Here is a 17213-nt window from a genome sequence, read left to right as displayed (position 1 = left end):
TAGGTGTTACATGGCAGGCGCAAAAGAGATTCGCAGTAAGATTGCGAGCATCAAAAGCACGCAAAAGATTACCAGCGCCATGGAAAAAGTGGCGGTCAGCAAAATGCGCAAGGCACAAATGCGCATGGCTGCTAGCCGTCCCTACGCGGAGCGCATCCGCCAGGTAATTGGTCATCTGGCCAACGCCAACCCGGAATATCGCCACCCGTTCATGATCGACCGCGCCATCAAGCGCGTCGGTTACGTTGTGGTGAGCAGTGACCGTGGTCTGTGCGGTGGCTTGAACACCAACCTGTTCAAGGCCCTGGTCAAGGACATGGCTGTAAACCGTGAACAAGGCGTCGAGATCGATCTGTGCGTGATTGGTAGCAAGGGTGCGGCTTTTTTCCGCAACTTCGGCGGTAACGTCGTCGCTGCTATCAGCCACCTGGGTGAAGAGCCGTCGATCAATGATCTGATCGGCAGCGTCAAGGTGATGCTGGATGCTTACCTGGAAGGCCGTATTGACCGCCTGTCCGTGGTATCCAACAAATTCATCAACACCATGACGCAACAGCCTACCGTGGAGCAGTTGATTCCGCTGGTGGCGACCCCGGAACAGGAACTCAAGCACCACTGGGACTACCTCTACGAACCGGATGCCAAAGAGCTGCTTGACGGCTTGATGGTCCGCTACGTGGAATCGCAGGTTTACCAGGCGGTGGTCGAGAACAACGCAGCTGAACAAGCGGCGCGGATGATCGCGATGAAGAACGCTACCGACAACGCCGGTGATCTGATCAGTGATTTGCAACTGATCTACAACAAGGCGCGTCAGGCTGCGATCACCCAAGAGATCTCGGAAATCGTCGGCGGCGCTGCCGCGGTTTAACGGTTCAAATATTCAGAGGATCCAGCTATGAGTAGCGGACGTATCGTTCAAATCATCGGCGCCGTTATCGACGTGGAATTTCCACGCGACAGCGTACCGAGCATCTACAACGCGCTGAAAGTACAAGGCGCGGAAACCACTCTGGAAGTTCAGCAGCAGCTGGGCGACGGCGTGGTACGTACCATTGCGATGGGCTCCACCGAAGGCTTGAAGCGCGGTCTGGATGTTGTCGACTCTGGCGCAGCCATCTCCGTACCGGTCGGTAAAGCGACCCTGGGCCGGATCATGGACGTACTGGGCAACCCGATCGACGAAGCAGGTCCGATCGCCACCGAAGAGCGCTGGGGCATTCACCGTCCTGCGCCATCCTTCGCTGAACAGGCAGGCGGCAACGACCTGCTGGAAACCGGCATCAAGGTTATCGACCTGGTTTGCCCGTTCGCCAAGGGCGGTAAAGTCGGTCTGTTCGGTGGTGCCGGTGTCGGCAAGACCGTAAACATGATGGAACTGATCCGTAACATCGCCATCGAGCACAGCGGTTATTCCGTGTTCGCCGGTGTGGGTGAGCGTACTCGTGAGGGTAACGACTTCTACCACGAGATGAAGGACTCCAACGTTCTGGACAAAGTGGCACTGGTTTACGGTCAGATGAACGAGCCGCCGGGAAACCGTCTGCGCGTAGCCCTGACTGGCCTGACCATGGCCGAGAAGTTCCGTGACGAAGGTAACGACGTACTGTTGTTCGTCGACAACATCTACCGTTACACCCTGGCCGGTACTGAAGTATCCGCACTGCTGGGCCGTATGCCTTCGGCAGTAGGTTACCAGCCGACCCTGGCTGAAGAGATGGGCGTGCTGCAAGAGCGCATCACTTCGACCAAGGAAGGTTCGATCACCTCGATCCAGGCGGTATACGTACCGGCGGACGACTTGACCGACCCGTCGCCAGCGACCACCTTCGCCCACTTGGACGCCACCGTCGTTCTGTCCCGTGACATCGCTTCCCTGGGTATCTACCCAGCGGTAGACCCACTGGACTCGACTTCGCGTCAGCTGGACCCGAACGTGATCGGCCAGGAGCACTACGACACCGCTCGCGGCGTTCAGTACGTGCTGCAGCGCTACAAAGAGCTGAAGGACATCATTGCGATCCTGGGTATGGACGAGCTGTCGGAAACCGACAAGCAGTTGGTATCCCGCGCTCGTAAGATCCAGCGCTTCTTGTCGCAGCCGTTCTTCGTGGCTGAAGTCTTCACCGGTGCCTCGGGTAAATACGTTTCCCTGAAAGACACCATTGCTGGCTTCAAAGGCATCCTCAACGGTGACTACGACCACCTGCCAGAACAAGCGTTCTACATGGTCGGCGGCATCGAAGAAGCGATCGAGAAAGCCAAGAAACTGTAATCCCGGCGCCCGGCAACGGGCGCTAATTTAGGTTGAGGCAATCAGATGGCTATGACAGTCCATTGCGATATCGTCAGTGCGGAAGGGGAAATTTTCTCCGGTCTGGTCGAGATGGTGGTTGCGCATGGTGAGCTGGGCGATCTTGGTATCGCTCTGGGTCACGCACCGCTGATCACTAATCTGAAACCAGGTCCGATCCGCTTGATCAAGCAGGGCGGGGAATCCGAGGTGTATTACATCTCCGGTGGTTTCCTCGAGGTTCAGCCGAACATGGTCAAGGTCCTTGCCGACACCGTGCAACGTGCTGCCGACCTGGACGAAGCCTCCGCTCAGGAAGCCGTCAAGGCTGCTGAGAAGGCCTTGCATGAGCGCGGCGCCGAGTTCGATTACGGCTCTGCTGCTGCACGTCTGGCCGAGGCCGCAGCCCAGCTGCGCACCGTCCAGCAGATCCGCAAGAAGTTCGGCGGCTAAGCCGTCTGCTTTCTGTGCGATTGATTAAAAAGGGTAGCCTCGGCTACCCTTTTTTTCTTTTCCCGACACTCATCATCTGGTCGCAGCCGCTGACCACCCAGGATTGGTAGCCAGTCATGTCTCTCGAAATCGTTATCCTCGCGGCGGGTCAAGGCACTCGCATGCGTTCGGCGCTGCCCAAGGTATTGCACCCGGTAGCCGGCAACTCCATGCTCGGTCATGTTATCCACAGCGCCCGGCAACTTGATCCACAGCGCATTCACGTGGTGATCGGCCATGGGGCGGATGCTGTGCGTGAGCGCTTGGCGGCGGATGACCTTAATTTTGTCCTGCAGGATAAACAACTGGGGACCGGCCACGCGGTGGCCCAGGCGGTGCCATTTATTACCGCCGATACGGTACTGATTCTCTACGGCGACGTGCCGCTGATCGAAGTCGATACCTTGCAGCGCCTGCTCAAGCATGCTGCTCCACAGCAATTGGGCCTGCTGACCGTCGAGCTGGATGACCCCACTGGTTACGGCCGCATTGTGCGCAACGCCGACGGCCAGGTGACAGCGATTGTCGAGCAAAAGGACGCCAACGAAGCCCAGCGCGCGATCACCGAAGGCAACACCGGCATTCTTGCCGTACCGGCTGAACGCCTGGGCGACTGGATGAGTCGTTTGTCGAACAACAATGCCCAGGGCGAGTACTACCTGACCGACGTGATTGCCATGGCGGTCAGCGACGGGCTGGTGGTCGCCACTGAGCAGCCGCTGGATGCCATGGAAGTGCAGGGCGCCAACGATCGCCGGCAACTGGCCGAACTGGAGCGTCACTATCAATTGCGCGCCGCCCGCCGCCTGATGGCTCAGGGCGTGACCCTGCGCGACCCGGCCCGTTTCGATGTGCGCGGTGAAGTCAGCGTCGGCCGCGATGTGGTCATCGACATCAACGTTATCCTTGAAGGCAAGGTCATCATCGAAGACGACGTGGTCATCGGCCCGAACTGTGTGATCAAGGACAGCACCCTGCGAAAAGGCGTGGTGATCAAAGCCAACAGTCACCTCGATGGCGCCGTCATGGGCGAAGGCAGCGACGCGGGCCCATTTGCTCGCCTGCGTCCGGGTACCGTGCTGGAAGCCCGAGCCCATGTGGGTAACTTCGTCGAGCTCAAGAATGCCCACATGGGCGAAGGCGCCAAGGCCGGTCACCTGACCTATCTGGGTGACGCTGAAATCGGCGCACGCACGAACATTGGTGCCGGTACCATCACCTGTAATTACGATGGCGCCAATAAGTATCAGACGACTATTGGTGAGGACGTGTTCATTGGCTCCAATAATTCGCTGGTTGCACCGGTGACCATCGGTGATGGATCAAACACTGCAGCAGGTTCAACCATCAATCAGGATGTGGATAAGTCTCAACTGGCTGTGGCCCGTGCGCGGCAGCGCAACATCGATGGCTGGAAGCGCCCAGTCAAAATCCAGAAAACCTGAGTTATCCACAACTCCTGTCGCCGCCATCGCGAGCAGGCTCGCTCCCACACTGAATTCTCGGCTGACACGGGCCCCCGTGGACGCTGCAATCAATGTGGGAGCGAGCCTGTTCGCGATGGCGTTCATGTTCACCCAGTTTCTGAATTTTTCTGCTCTTGTCTTGACGACATGCTTCCAATAGGTTTTGATTACTTACGTTATCTTTCGAATCGAAACTTATCCTTATGTCCAAGCGCAACACACCACAGCGCCGCCACAACATACTTGCCTTGCTTCAAGAGCAGGGCGAAGTCAGTGTTGATGAGTTGGCCAAGCGCTTCGAAACCTCGGAAGTTACGATTCGCAAGGATCTCGCCGCGTTGGAAACCAATGGTTTGCTGCTGCGTCGTTACGGTGGTGCGGTCCCCATGCCGCAGGAACTGGTCGCCGATAACGGGCAAGCCGTCTCCAAATACAAACAAGCCATTGCACGGGCCGCGGTGAAGCGGGTCCGCGAACATGCGCGGATTATCATCGACAGTGGCAGCACCACTGCGGCAATGATTCCTCAGCTCGGACTGCAGCCGGGGTTGGTGGTGATGACCAATTCCCTGCATGTCGCCAGTGCCCTGAGCGAGCTGGAGCATGAACCGGTGCTGTTGATGACCGGCGGTACCTGGGATCCTCATTCCGAGTCGTTCCAGGGCCAAGTCGCGGAGCAGGTCCTGCGCTCCTACGATTTCGACCAGTTGTTTATCGGCGCCGACGGCATCGATCTGGTCCGAGGCACCACCACCTTTAACGAACTGTTGGGCCTGAGCCGTGTGATGGCTGAGGTTGCCCGCGAAGTGATCGTGATGGTGGAGGCCGACAAGATCGGCCGAAAAATTCCCAACCTGGAACTGCCGTGGAGCAGCGTCCATACCCTCATTACCGATGATCGCCTGCCCGTGGAGGCCCGCGATCAGATTCAGGCCCGTGGAATCAATGTGATCTGCGCGTCTGCCAGCCAGGAGAAATAGCATGTGTGGAATTGTCGGCGCCGTTGCTGAACGCAACATCACTGCAATCTTGCTCGAAGGCCTCAAGCGCCTCGAATACCGTGGTTATGACAGTGCCGGTGTGGCGGTGTTTACCAACGACGAGAAGCTTGAGCGCATGCGACGCCCAGGTAAGGTCAGTGAGCTGGAGCAAGCGCTGGACGCTGAGCCGCTGGTGGGGCGCCTGGGCATCGCCCACACCCGCTGGGCCACTCACGGTGCGCCGTGCGAGCGTAACGCCCACCCGCATTTCTCCGACAATCTGGCGGTTGTGCACAACGGTATTATCGAGAATCACGAAGCGCTGCGTGAGCAACTCAAGGCACTCGGCTATGTGTTCACCTCCGACACTGACACCGAAGTCATTGCCCACCTGCTCAATCACAAGCTCAAGGAACTGATGGACTTGACTGCGGCGCTCAAGGCCACCGTCAAGGAATTGCATGGCGCCTATGGCTTGGCGGTGATCAGTGCCGAGCAGCCGGATCGACTGGTTGCTGCCCGCAGCGGCAGCCCGTTGGTGATCGGTCTGGGCCTTGGGGAAAACTTCCTGGCTTCCGATCAACTGGCGCTGCGTCAGGTCACTGACCGCTTCATGTACCTGGAAGAGGGCGATATCGCCGAAATTCGCCGCGACAGCGTGCAGATCTGGGACATCGACGGCAAAGCCGTGGAGCGCGAGACCGTTCAATACCGTGACGGCGCCGAAGCCGCCGACAAGGGCGAGTTCCGGCACTTCATGCTCAAGGAGATCCACGAACAACCGGCCGTGGTGCAACGCACCCTGGAAGGCCGCATGAGCCAGAGCCAGGTGCTGGTCCAGGCGTTCGGGCCACAGGCCGCCGAGCTGTTCGCCAAGGTTCGCAACGTGCAGATCGTTGCCTGTGGCACCAGCTACCACGCCGGTATGGTTGCTCGTTACTGGTTGGAAGAGTTGGCCGGTATTCCGTGCCAGGTCGAAGTCGCCAGCGAATTCCGTTACCGCAAAGTGGTGGTGCAACCCGACACCCTGTTCGTCACCATTTCCCAGTCCGGTGAAACCGCCGACACCTTGGCCGCCCTGCGTAACGCCAAGGAGCTGGGTTTCCTCGCCAGCCTGGCGATCTGCAATGTGGGCATCAGCTCGTTGGTGCGCGAATCCGACCTGACCCTGCTGACCCAGGCTGGCCGTGAAATCGGTGTGGCGTCGACCAAGGCGTTCACCACGCAGTTGGTGGGCCTGCTTTTGCTGACCCTGTCTCTGGGACAGGTGCGCGGGACCTTGGGCGAGGGTGTCGAGGCAACATTGGTGGAAGAACTGCGCCGCCTGCCGACCCGTCTGGGCGAAGCCCTGGCGATGGACAGCACCGTGGAAAAAATCGCCGAGTTGTTCGCCGAGAAGAACCACACCCTGTTCCTGGGACGTGGCGCGCAATTCCCAGTGGCGATGGAAGGCGCCCTGAAGCTCAAGGAAATTTCCTATATCCACGCTGAAGCCTATCCTGCCGGTGAACTCAAGCACGGCCCGCTGGCCCTGGTGGACAACGATATGCCCGTGGTCACCGTGGCGCCGAACAACGAGCTGCTGGAAAAGCTCAAGTCCAACCTGCAGGAAGTTCGCGCCCGTGGCGGCCAGCTGGTTGTCTTTGCTGATGAGAAGGCCGGCATGACCAATGGTGAAGGTACTCACGTGGTGCACATGCCGCACATCCACGACATCCTGTCGCCGATCCTCTACACGATCCCGCTGCAGTTGTTGTCGTACTATGTCGCCGTACTCAAGGGCACTGACGTCGACCAGCCACGAAACCTGGCCAAGTCCGTGACAGTGGAGTAAGCCTTGGCCGCCGGGGTCGCGGAGGTGGTTTCGTCTCCTCTGCACCCTGGCGTCACCGGTTGCTGCCATCCAGAACCCGGATCCTGAGCGGCACCGCTGATCGCCGCTCGTCTGATCGTCACCCCCGCATTTCTCCTCATGAGCGTAAACATGAGGCCACGTCTTCCCTCTCTCACCGATTCAACGAATATCCGCGTTGACAAAAATTATTTTAGGTGACGATAATCGGTCAAGTCGTACGACAACGTATGACATAAAATAATAAAATCGACGCAGGCCCTGCTATGCCATTCGCTCCGACGGCTCATCAGCATCGCTCTCTGCCCATTCTGCATAACCGTAGAAGGGCACATCTCTTCTCGCTTATGCATCCCAGCCAAGCGGGCCATGGCTGTCTAGAAAGCCATACTTGTTCGACTCAACCAAATTCCTTGCATCGTTCGCTTCCCGCTGCGCCCCAGTACGGCATTGCCACTGCGCGCGGGTTGGCAATACGCCCGATTCATCCTCGCGACACCCATACCCAACTCCCTACCAACACCTTCTACGGCAGCATCTCTGGAGAACAATAATGAGAAAAACACTATGCGCCTCTCTCGTCGCTTCCTTCTTGAGCCTCACCGCCGGAGCGGCCGTTGCCGCTGATGCGAGCGACTGGCCGACACGTCCGGTGCAGGTGGTGGTCATTGCCAACGCCGGCGGCGATACCGACTTCAACGCACGGATGATGGCCAAGTACTTCACCAAGCTGACCGGTAAGTCCATGGTCGTCACCAACATGGCCGGCGGGGGCGGCACCATCGCTGCCGACGCGGTCAAGAGCGCGGCGCCAGATGGCAACACCATTCTGTTCACCCACACCGGTCAGATGATCGTTAACGAAGTGGCAGGGTTGTCCGAAGATCGCTTCGATGCATTCGATGTCTCCTGCATCGCTGGCGTCGATAAAGGCGCTGTGTTCGTCTCCGCCAAAAGCTCGGGCATCGACACCCTCGATCAGTTGATTTCACAGGCCAAGGCCAAGCCAGGCACCATCACCTACGGCACCGAGATGGGTAACTTCTCGCACCTGCAAGGCTTGATGTTCGAGAAGCTCGCCGGCGTCAAACTGAAGATGGTCGACAGCGGCACCGTTTCGGAAAAAGTGGTGGCCTTGCTGGGCAAGCGCATTGACCTGGGTGCTATCAGCTATGGTTCGGTTCAGGACTACATTGCCAGCGGCAAGATGACCGCTCTGGGGCAGCCTAACGCAGAGCGCAACCCGCTGCTGGGTGACGTCAAGACGTTCAAGGAGCAAGGCGTGGACCTGGTCCTGGACAAGCCTTACATCGTCGCTTTCCCGAAAGGCACAGACCCGGCCATCGTCAAGAAAATGGCTGACACCATGAAGAAAATCACCGAAGAACCTGAATACGCTGAAGAGCTCAAGAAGTCCTTCAAGCAGCCTGTCAGCTTCCAGGGCACCGAAGAAGCCATTGCTACGCTGACCAAGACCCGTGACGACTTCATGCAGTTCAAGGACGAAATGCGTAAAGCCAAGTAAATCCTGGGAAACAGGATGGGGCGCTTACCGTATTGGCCAGCGCCCCTTTGCTCGGCCCTTCAAGTGAAAGAGGATCCTGTATGGATACCTACAAAAGAAATGAATTGTTCGCCGGCCTGGCGATGCTCGGTGCTGGTGTGGCGTACATGTTGTTGACCGCGAATCTGCCGCGTCGCGGTTTTGTCGACGCCGCTTTTGTGCCCTGGATTCTTTCCGGCGCGCTGTGCCTGTTGGGCGTGTTGCAGTTGCTGGCCTGGAGAAAACTGCCTCAGCAACGTGCCGAGCCTGTCGAGCCGGCCGAAGCCGCTGAATCGATCGATTACCCGACGGTTATCAAATCCATCGCCCTGGTGACGCTCTTCACCGCGCTGCTGGAAGTTGTCGGTTTCGTGATCATGACCACGCTTTACCTCTACGCCCAATTCATCGTGTTGACCCCCGCGGATCAGAAGGTCAAGCACGGGCTGTATGCCGTGATCGCGGTCGTTTCAGCAGCGTTGATTTTTGTGATCTTCCGTGAGGGCTTCGATTTGATGCTGCCCACCGGTCTATTGGATTTCTAGGGGACGGTGATGATTGAGCTCCTGCAACAAGGCTTCGGTGCCGTATTCTCGCCCTACGTATTTGTCCTGATCACCCTCGGCGTTGCAGTGGGGATCGTCTTTGGTGCGGTGCCCGGCCTTTCGGCCACCATGGCCATCGCCCTGTGCTTGCCGCTGACCTATTCGATGGGCCCGGCCACGGGTCTGTCACTGCTGGTTGCTCTGTTTGTCGGCGCCACCTCGGGGGGGCTGATTTCAGCGATATTGCTCAACATACCGGGCACGCCGGCCTCCATCGCCACGACGTTCGATGGTTCGCCGATGATGAAAAAGGGCCTGGGCGTCAAAGCCCTGGGCATTGGCGTGGTGTTCTCGTTCCTGGGCACGATTTTCAGCATTGCGGCGTTGATGTTTATCGCCCCGATCCTGGCGGACGTGGCCTTGAGTTTCGGTCCTCATGAATATTTCTCCATTGCCGTTTTTTCGCTGACCCTGATTGCCACACTGTCCACCGGTTCGCTGGTCAAAGGGCTGTTCGCCGGCGCCTTGGGCTTTGCCTTTTCAACCGTCGGGATCGCCCCGGTCGACGCCATTCGGCGTTTCACGTTCGACCTGCCGAGTCTTAACGGTGGCTTCGCCATGCTTACCGTCATGATCGGCATGTTTGCGGTCTCCGAAGTGCTGAAATTCGCCGAGAGCGCCCGCTCAAGCCACCGTGCCAAGCCACAGAACATCAGCATGAAGGGCGTGAAAGGGTTTGGTTTTTCCATCAAGGAGTTCATCAGCCAATTGCCGAACGCGACCCGCTCGGCGTTCATCGGCCTGGGCATCGGGATCCTGCCGGGCATCGGCGCTGGTACCTCGAACATTGTTTCCTACATCGCGGCAAAAAAGCGCTCAAAGCACCCTGAAGAATTCGGTAAAGGCTCCATCGAGGGCGTGGTTGCCAGTGAAACCGCGAACAACGCCGGTATTGGCGGTGCGATGATCCCGCTGCTGACCCTGGGTATTCCCGGAGACACCACCACGGCGGTGATGCTTGGCGGCTTCATGATTCACGGCATCCAGCCTGGCCCGCTGTTGTTCATCAGTCAGGGATCGCTGGTCTACACCATCTTTGCCGCGCTGATTCTGGCTTCGTTGCTGATGTTGGTGCTGGAGTTCTACGGACTGCGCATCTTCATCAAGTTGCTGGCGGTGCCCAAGCACATTCTGTTGCCGATCATCCTGGTGCTCTGCGTAGTCGGTGCGTTCGGCCTCAACAGCCGCATCTTCGACGTCTGGGCGGTGCTGCTGTTCGGCCTGATGGGCTATGGCTTCGTCAAAGGTGGACTGCCGATTGCGCCGTTCATCATTGGCTTCATCCTCGGCCCTATGGCTGAAACCAACCTGCGGCGCGGTCTGATGCTCTCGGATGGCAACTTCAGTGGTTTCCTCACCACGCCGATCTCGGCGGTCTTCCTGGCCCTCGCAGCGGCGTCTGTCTCCTGGCACCTGGTGACGGTGATCCGTCACAAGAAAAGTGCCGCCATTGAGCTGATGCGCAGCTAGTTCATCTCAATCGGTCGCTTCCACTGCTGCAACGCACGATGTGCGCTGCAGCAGCCGAATTCAAACGCCCGGAGACAGTCATGCAAAACCCCAATTCTCTCTCTTCGGCCGATCTCGACCCGATGGCCTGGGACACGTTGATCCAAAGCGTCGAGCAAGTGGTCGGCGCGGCGGGGCTGGTGCGTGATCCTGAACTTATGCACAGCTACCTGACTGACTGGCGTAACGCTTACCAAGGCCGGGCCGCACTGGTGGTGCGCCCGGCCACAACCGAAGAAGTGGCGGCGGTGGTGCGGCTTTGCCATGACGCTGGGGTTGCCTTGGTGCCGCAGGGCGGAAATACCGGGTTGTGTGGCGGCTCGATCCCGGATTCGTCTGGTCGTCAGGTGGTGCTGTCGTTGACCCGGATGAAGCGCATCCGCGAAATCGACCTGGCCAATGAAACCATAACGGTCGAGGCCGGGGTGATTCTGCAGCAGTTGCAAGAAGCCGCCAGCCAGGCCGGTCGCTTGTTCCCGCTGTCACTGGGGGCCGAAGGCAGTTGCACGGTGGGCGGCAATCTGGCCACCAATGCCGGCGGCACGGCCGTGCTGCGTTACGGCAACATGCGCGAGCTGACCCTTGGGCTTGAGGTGGTATTGCCGGATGGACGTGTCTGGCACGGCTTGCGAGGTTTGCGCAAAGACAACACCGGCTACGACCTCAAGCATCTATTCATTGGCTCGGAAGGTACGCTTGGGATTATCACGGCGGCGGTACTCAAGTTGTTTCCGGCCACCCATAGCACGGCCACCGCTTGGGTCGCACTGCCCACGCCGCAGGCCGCGGTGGACCTGATCGGGCATGTTCGCAGCCTGTGCGCCGACCGTCTGACGGGCTTTGAGATGATGTCGCGCCAGAGCCTGGAGTTCGTCCTGGATCATGTGGCCGGTTGCAGTGACCCCTTGCAAGGGCCGCACCCGTGGTACGCCCTGATCGAATTGCGCGACACGGTGCCCGACGCACCTTTGGACCTGTTGCTTGAAAGTGGCCTGGGCCATGCATTTGAGACCGGGTGGGTGATTGATGCCGTGATCGCCAGCAACCAGACTCAGGCTGCGGCATTGTGGGCTCTGCGCGAAGGTATTTCCGAGGCGCAGAATCATGAAGGTCCAAGTCTCAAGCATGACATCAGCGTGCCCGTCAGCCAGATTCCGGCGTTCATCGAGCGTACCGATAGCGCCTTGCAACAGGCGTTTCCCGGCGTACGCATTGTTTCCTACGGTCACATGGGTGATGGCAACCTGCACTACAACATCAGCAAGCCGCTGAGCCATGCCGATGCCCCGTTCAAGGCCCAGGAGCAAGCGATCATGCAGGTCATCTACCAGATGACGAGCGCTTTCAATGGCAGCATCAGTGCCGAACATGGCCTGGGGCAAGCCAAGCCGGACGCGGCGGCTCATTTCAAGGATCCGCTGGAGATCGAGTTGATGCGTGCCATCAAGCACACGCTGGATCCGACCGGGTTGATGAACCCCGGCAAGGTGTTTGCCACCGGGCTGGAGTGATCGATCCTGCCTCTGCTAGCCTGCCTCAATCATGGCAGGCCGTCGGCCTTTACGGCCACTCTGCCGCTTTCAGACACTGGACATGGAACGGCTGAATGACTCAGATAAGCACCAAAGATCGCGTGCGCATCAAGAAAGTCGAAGTGCTCTCGGACAACTGGTACGTGCTGCGCAAAACCACCTACGACTACCTCGGCCGCGATGGCCAGTGGCGCGAACTGGCCCGCGAGACCTACGATCGGGGCAACGGCGCGACCATCCTGCTGTACAGCAAGGCCAAGCAAACCGTGGTGCTGACCCGGCAGTTCCGCTTCCCGGCCTTCGTCAATGACCACGATGGTCTGTTGATCGAAACCTGTGCCGGCCTGCTGGATAACGACGACCCGCACACCTGCATCCGCAAGGAAACCCAAGAGGAAACCGGCTATATCGTCCAGGATGTACGCAAGGTGTTCGAGGCATTCATGAGCCCAGGGTCGGTGACAGAACGCCTGCATTTTTTCGTCGGCGAATACTTCGACGAAGATAAACAGCATGAGGGCGGCGGACTGGAAGCCGAGGGCGAGGAGATCGAAGTGTTGGAGATGTCTCTCGACAAGGCGCTGGGCATGATCGAAACCGGGGATATCTGCGACGGCAAGACCATCATGCTGTTGCAGTACGCCAAGCTGCATCGGTTGCTGGATTAGCCTGCTTCATTGATCAATTCAGCCCAGGACGATGTAAGGCGCAGCGTAGGTCATTGGCTGCGCGATGTCATTCAACTGGACTGGGCGTCACTGTCTTCCTGGACGAGGTTCAGGTAATCCGAGGGTTCTGTCTGCTCCGGCAGTTCGGTCACGACACTGAAGTCACTGATTTCGATGGCGCCCACCCCGTGCCCCAGCAGATGGAAAGAGAAAGCCTTGCGGGGTTGCGGGTTATCGAAACGGATATTCATCACCAGCGGCTGTTCGGGCGTCACCGCCACTTCCGTCGGCAGGTCGATCGCTACATCCTGCTCGAACTCTTTGGCCTTGAGGGAAATATAGGCCGCATTGTCCGGACCCAGGGCGCGGATGGTCAGGCTGACGCGGGTCTGTGAGCCCTTGGGCATCTCCAGGTATTGGGCACCGATCAGGTTGTCGGTCCAGTCGTTGGTGATTTGGGCCGGAAGCGGGATTTGATCGGCGCTACCAAACTGATAATGCTGGTTGAGCGGTGTATGGAGCAGGGTGCGGTCCAGGGCCGTGGCCCGCGCGCTGATCAACCTGGCCCGTTGACCGCTGTATTGCCCGCCGTAAGTGGCGCGCTCCGTGATGAAACCTTCGCTGGTGTAATAGCGGCAGCGCTGCAGGAAATCGCATTCGGTGAAAGTGCTCTTGCCATCGTGGTAGCGCAGCTTGCCATTGGTGAACGACATGATTTCCCGGCCCGTTGCGTATTCCCGGAACAACGAGCGACCGGACAATGACTTGGGCACTTTGAAACCGAAGTAATCGAGGACCGAGGCGCTCAGGTCCACATGACCGTAGACCCCCGACTTGACCCGGGGCAATGGCTCCGGCGCCAATGTCAGGTTGAAACCCCAGGATGACGCCAGGCGTACATCGTCGATGCCGTGGGATTCGTCCGAGGTGATGATCACCAGGGTGTCTTTCAGCACGCCTTGGCGTTCCAGCCCCGACATGAAGCTGTCCAGTGCGTCATCCAGGTAACCGACGGCCGCCTGCTTGGTGGTGTCGTAGCGTTGCAGGTAGTCATCCGGCGCTGAGTAGGGCTGGTGCGTGCCCACCGTCAGCAGCGTAAGCATCCAGGGCTTCTTTGCCTTTTGCAGTTGCCCGACGTAATCCAGCGCGCCCTCGAAGAATGTCTTGTCGTCCTTGCCCCAAGGGAATTCCAGGTAGGCAGGTTTGGTGAACCAGTCCATGCCCAGGGTGGTGTCGAAGCCGATGTGCGGCATGATCCGGTCCTTGGCCATGAACCGCAGGCCCGCACCTTGCAGGAAGTGCGTGGAGAACCCGTTGCGGCGCAACTGGGCCGGCAGGCAGGCCTGGTTGCGCCGGCTCAGGTTCAACATCTCGACGCCTTTGGGCGTGCCGTCGTCGAATTTGTCGTAGTCGCCACACAGCATCGAATACAGGCCACGAATGGTCTGATGATTGTGCAGGACGTAATCGGGTGTATTCATGCCGCGCTTGGCCCAGGCACTGAGGTGCGGCATCAGGTCCTCCTGATAGCTGCTTTTCAGGGCCTGACGGTTGACGCCCACGTAGGCGCCGGGAACGCCTTCCAGGGTGATGATCAGGACGTTGCGGGCCCGGCCCGGTGCAGGCAGGATTTTCTGGCCTTCAAGATCGAGCCGGGTAAGACCCTCCATGGGCGGGGCTTGAACCACTGTGTCATCTTCAAGCCATAGCTGGGTTCGATCCTGCCCGGCGGCAACGGCCGCCGTGACGAGTTGGTGGGGAAGATTGAACAGGTTCCATTGGTCTGCCTCACTGGGTCGCCAGGTTTGCACCACACTGTGGCTCAGCAAAAGCACTACCGGCAGCGCCCAGGCGTGGCGCGGCAAGCGAGGCGCCATATACAACCGGCGGGGCCATTGGACGATCAGCCAGACCATCAACGCAACCAGTTGCACCCCTGCCAGCCAGGGATGGGCGAAGCCGCCGCTGGTGGAGTTTTCGACGAATTGCGGGTCGGTCAGGTAATGCAGGTCCGATGGGGTGGGCATGCGCCCGACAGCACTGACCAGTTCGATGCTGGCCAGCGTCAGCATGCTCCAGATCAGCAAAATGGGTAATGCCACCCACCAGGGACGACGGTAAAGCAGCACGATCAGCAACCCGCCCATGCCCAGGTCAGACAGATAGCCCAGCGGATCGGACCATCCCAGCGAGAGGCGCAGGCCCATTGGGATGATTAATACACATCCGGCCAGGGCGATGAGGGGGGCAAGGGGGTGCGTGAAGCCGCGGTAAAAAACATTCACAAAAAGGGGCCTTCCGATGGACGCCAGTCAGGCACGCATCTTGTGGACACGGGCTTGCGAGCAAGCCCGTGTCCACAAGACCTACGCCATGGTTCGAGTCATTAAATTGTCATGAAAGTATGCTCGATGGTACCAAGCATAGTCGCAATTGACCGGGTCGATGTGCCGATGCCCGATCGCGTTGCGCTGTGGTTCGCTGGCGCAGCCCCCTACAATGGCGGTGCGGCGCTGATTTGAGGTGCGCACCCAACTTGTATCAAGGTTTCTCATTGGGGGATGAATGGACAGGTTTCAGGAAATGCAGGTTTTTGTCGCCGTGGCCCAGGACTCCGGTTTCTCGGCGGCTGCGCGACGCCTGGGCCTGTCGGCGGCCAGCGTCACACGCGCCGTGGCGGCGTTGGAGCAGCGTATCGGTACGCCCTTGCTGGTGCGCACCACCCGCAACGTATACCTGAGCGAAGCGGGCCAGCGCTTTCTCGAGGACTGCCGCCGAATTCTGTCGGATTTGCAGGAAGCCGAGGATTCAGCGGTCGGCAGTCACGCCCAGCCCCGCGGGCAATTGACGATTACCGCCCCGGTGCTGTTTGGTCAGTTGTTTGTCACGCCGGTGCTGGTCGATTACCTGCAGCAATTCCCCGAGGTCGGCATCAATGCCTTATTGCTGGACCGTATAGTCAGCATGGTCGAGGAGGGCATCGACATTGCCATACGCATTGGCGAGTTGCCCGACAGCAGTCAGCACGCCGTGCGTGTGGGTGAAGTACGACGGGTGGTTTGCGGTTCCCCTGATCTCTTCGCTCGCCATGGCCGACCCGCACACCCGCAGGATCTGGAGCACATGCCGGTAGTCGCCTCATCGGCCACCGGTCAGATCAGAAACTGGACGTTCATCGACGCAGGGCAACCGCTCTCTGTGCGACCCGCGCCCAGACTGGTGGTCACGGCCAACCAGGCCGCAATCACGGCTGCCTGTCAGGGGTTGGGGTTGACTCGGGTCTTGTCTTATCAGGTGGCGGGCAACGTTGCCAACGGGGAACTGGAGATCGTTCTGGCTGACTTCGAACTGCCGCCCCTGCCGATCCATGTGGTGTACCAAGGTGGACGCAAAGCGCCGGCGCGAGTACGCAGTTTTGTTGACTTTACCGTCCGTGCATTGCGTGAGCACCCGGACTTGAAAGGCTGAGACATTGTTTCGCTGTTTGAAACAATGGATTGCATATTCGGGTGATTCTCTAGTCTTCAGTCGAAGCGGAAGATGACCCCATCGACGCCGTTCTGCTGATGGCGTCACTTGCAACGGAGTCGACCATGAATCCCATCAAGCTTTATCACTTTCCGCTTTCCGGCCACGCGCATCGCGTTCAGTTGATGCTTTCCTTGCTCGGGTTGCCCGTCGAGGTGGTTTTTGTTGACCTGGCCAAAGGCGAACAAAAACAGGCAGATTTCCTGGCCATTAATGCCTTTGGCCAAGTCCCGGTCATTGACGATGACGGTATGGTGCTGGCCGATTCCAACGCCATCCTGGTGTACCTGGCAAGCAAGTATGGCAAGGGCCACTGGCTGCCAACGGATCCGGTCGGCGTCGCCCGGGTGCAGCGCTGGTTGTCGGTGGCGGCCGGGCCGCTCCATGCGGGGCCGGCCGCGGCGCGATTGATTACGGTATTCGGCGCGCCTTACAACGCAGAGGAGGTGATCGCCCGTTCCCACAGCCTGCTCAAGGTCATTGATCAACACTTGAGCAGCAGCGCGTATCTGACAGGTGACGTTGCGACGATTGCCGATGTTGCCGGCTACAGCTACATCGCCCATGCCCCGGAGGGCAATGTGTCGCTGGAAGACTACCCCCACGTACGTGCATGGCTGGGGCGGATCGAGGCCTTGCCCGGGTTCGTCGGTATGCCGCGTACGGTTGCCGGGTTGCAACAGCACGTCTGAAATGCACTGAGCCGCCTTGAGGCGAGGGGATTTATCCACTCGCCTCATCGGCG

Annotated in this window: 14 protein-coding genes; 13 read left to right on the top strand and 1 reads right to left on the bottom strand. The window is 59.2% G+C overall.

Translation table 11 applies throughout. From position 1 onward, the window contains the following. Nucleotides 1-10 precede the first annotated feature (10 nt). The 11 genes from atpG to nudK all read left to right on the top strand — a co-directional run bounded on the left by atpG (nt 11) and on the right by nudK (nt 12940). On the top strand, nt 11-871 hold the full coding sequence (atpG, locus tag GKKCFE_RS25885; protein ID WP_003207090.1) for a F0F1 ATP synthase subunit gamma: 861 nt from the start codon (nt 11-13) through the stop codon (nt 869-871). Between the two features lie 27 nt (nt 872-898). Then, a complete protein-coding gene (gene atpD, locus GKKCFE_RS25880; RefSeq protein WP_047230095.1) occupies nt 899-2275 on the top strand; it encodes a F0F1 ATP synthase subunit beta in 1377 nt (458 codons plus the stop codon). Between the two features lie 45 nt (nt 2276-2320). Then, nucleotides 2321-2746: a F0F1 ATP synthase subunit epsilon gene (locus tag GKKCFE_RS25875; protein WP_047230094.1), complete on the top strand. Its 426-nt coding sequence runs from the start codon at nt 2321-2323 to the stop codon at nt 2744-2746. A 116-nt stretch (nt 2747-2862) separates the two neighbouring features. Then, nucleotides 2863-4230, top strand: a complete 1368-nt coding sequence (glmU, locus tag GKKCFE_RS25870) for a bifunctional UDP-N-acetylglucosamine diphosphorylase/glucosamine-1-phosphate N-acetyltransferase GlmU (RefSeq protein WP_445577282.1) — start codon at nt 2863-2865, stop codon at nt 4228-4230. Nucleotides 4231-4454: 224 nt separating this feature from the next. Beyond that, nucleotides 4455-5231, top strand: coding sequence for a DeoR/GlpR family DNA-binding transcription regulator (locus GKKCFE_RS25865; RefSeq protein ID WP_107323172.1), 777 nt, complete (start codon nt 4455-4457; stop codon nt 5229-5231). 1 nt (nt 5232) lies between these two features. Further along, nucleotides 5233-7065 (top strand): glutamine--fructose-6-phosphate transaminase (isomerizing), encoded by a 1833-nt coding sequence (gene glmS, locus GKKCFE_RS25860; protein ID WP_445577281.1) that lies wholly within the window; start codon nt 5233-5235, stop codon nt 7063-7065. Between the two features lie 571 nt (nt 7066-7636). After that, nucleotides 7637-8608: a tripartite tricarboxylate transporter substrate binding protein gene (locus GKKCFE_RS25855; RefSeq protein ID WP_076383165.1), complete on the top strand. Its 972-nt coding sequence runs from the start codon at nt 7637-7639 to the stop codon at nt 8606-8608. Nucleotides 8609-8688: 80 nt separating this feature from the next. Then, a complete protein-coding gene (locus GKKCFE_RS25850; RefSeq protein ID WP_107323169.1) occupies nt 8689-9171 on the top strand; it encodes a tripartite tricarboxylate transporter TctB family protein in 483 nt (160 codons plus the stop codon). A gap of 9 nt (nt 9172-9180) precedes the next feature. Further along, on the top strand, nt 9181-10701 hold the full coding sequence (locus GKKCFE_RS25845) for a tripartite tricarboxylate transporter permease (RefSeq protein WP_047226654.1): 1521 nt from the start codon (nt 9181-9183) through the stop codon (nt 10699-10701). A 122-nt stretch (nt 10702-10823) separates the two neighbouring features. Beyond that, on the top strand, nt 10824-12251 hold the full coding sequence (locus tag GKKCFE_RS25840; RefSeq protein ID WP_445578073.1) for an FAD-binding oxidoreductase: 1428 nt from the start codon (nt 10824-10826) through the stop codon (nt 12249-12251). A 95-nt stretch (nt 12252-12346) separates the two neighbouring features. Further along, nucleotides 12347-12940, top strand: a complete 594-nt coding sequence (nudK, locus tag GKKCFE_RS25835) for a GDP-mannose pyrophosphatase NudK (RefSeq protein ID WP_139048699.1) — start codon at nt 12347-12349, stop codon at nt 12938-12940. A gap of 71 nt (nt 12941-13011) precedes the next feature. On the opposite strand, the gene GKKCFE_RS25830 is transcribed toward nudK, so the two are convergent. Next, nucleotides 13012-15225: an LTA synthase family protein gene (locus GKKCFE_RS25830; protein ID WP_445577280.1), complete on the bottom strand. Its 2214-nt coding sequence runs from the start codon at nt 15223-15225 to the stop codon at nt 13012-13014. Nucleotides 15226-15505: 280 nt separating this feature from the next. Here GKKCFE_RS25830 and GKKCFE_RS25825 point away from each other — a divergent pair, with 280 nt between their 5' ends. After that, on the top strand, nt 15506-16408 hold the full coding sequence (locus GKKCFE_RS25825) for a LysR family transcriptional regulator (RefSeq protein ID WP_445577279.1): 903 nt from the start codon (nt 15506-15508) through the stop codon (nt 16406-16408). A gap of 125 nt (nt 16409-16533) precedes the next feature. Beyond that, nucleotides 16534-17160 carry a glutathione S-transferase family protein gene (locus GKKCFE_RS25820; protein WP_076383171.1) on the top strand — a complete coding sequence of 209 codons (627 nt, stop codon included), beginning with the start codon at nt 16534-16536 and terminating at the stop codon, nt 17158-17160. Nucleotides 17161-17213: the final 53 nt, after the last annotated feature.

It is taken from the genome of Pseudomonas sp. E141 (assembly GCF_052659885.1).
This window is presented reverse-complemented; position numbering and strand designations above follow the sequence as displayed.

Excerpts from the sequence above, each read along its gene's own strand:
- GKKCFE_RS25825 (WP_445577279.1), top strand. The coding sequence starts at position 15,506 with ATGGACAGGTTTCAGGAAATGCAGGTTTTTGTCGCCGTGGCCCAGGAC.
- GKKCFE_RS25845 (WP_047226654.1), top strand. The coding sequence starts at position 9,181 with ATGATTGAGCTCCTGCAACAAGGCTTCGGTGCCGTATTCTCGCCCTAC.
- GKKCFE_RS25850 (WP_107323169.1), top strand. The coding sequence starts at position 8,689 with ATGGATACCTACAAAAGAAATGAATTGTTCGCCGGCCTGGCGATGCTC.
- GKKCFE_RS25840 (WP_445578073.1), top strand. The coding sequence starts at position 10,824 with ATGGCCTGGGACACGTTGATCCAAAGCGTCGAGCAAGTGGTCGGCGCG.
- atpD (WP_047230095.1), top strand. The coding sequence starts at position 899 with ATGAGTAGCGGACGTATCGTTCAAATCATCGGCGCCGTTATCGACGTG.
- glmS (WP_445577281.1), top strand. The coding sequence starts at position 5,233 with ATGTGTGGAATTGTCGGCGCCGTTGCTGAACGCAACATCACTGCAATC.
- GKKCFE_RS25820 (WP_076383171.1), top strand. The coding sequence starts at position 16,534 with ATGAATCCCATCAAGCTTTATCACTTTCCGCTTTCCGGCCACGCGCAT.
- atpG (WP_003207090.1), top strand. The coding sequence starts at position 11 with ATGGCAGGCGCAAAAGAGATTCGCAGTAAGATTGCGAGCATCAAAAGC.
- GKKCFE_RS25875 (WP_047230094.1), top strand. The coding sequence starts at position 2,321 with ATGGCTATGACAGTCCATTGCGATATCGTCAGTGCGGAAGGGGAAATT.
- glmU (WP_445577282.1), top strand. The coding sequence starts at position 2,863 with ATGTCTCTCGAAATCGTTATCCTCGCGGCGGGTCAAGGCACTCGCATG.
- nudK (WP_139048699.1), top strand. The coding sequence starts at position 12,347 with ATGACTCAGATAAGCACCAAAGATCGCGTGCGCATCAAGAAAGTCGAA.
- GKKCFE_RS25865 (WP_107323172.1), top strand. The coding sequence starts at position 4,455 with ATGTCCAAGCGCAACACACCACAGCGCCGCCACAACATACTTGCCTTG.
- GKKCFE_RS25855 (WP_076383165.1), top strand. The coding sequence starts at position 7,637 with ATGAGAAAAACACTATGCGCCTCTCTCGTCGCTTCCTTCTTGAGCCTC.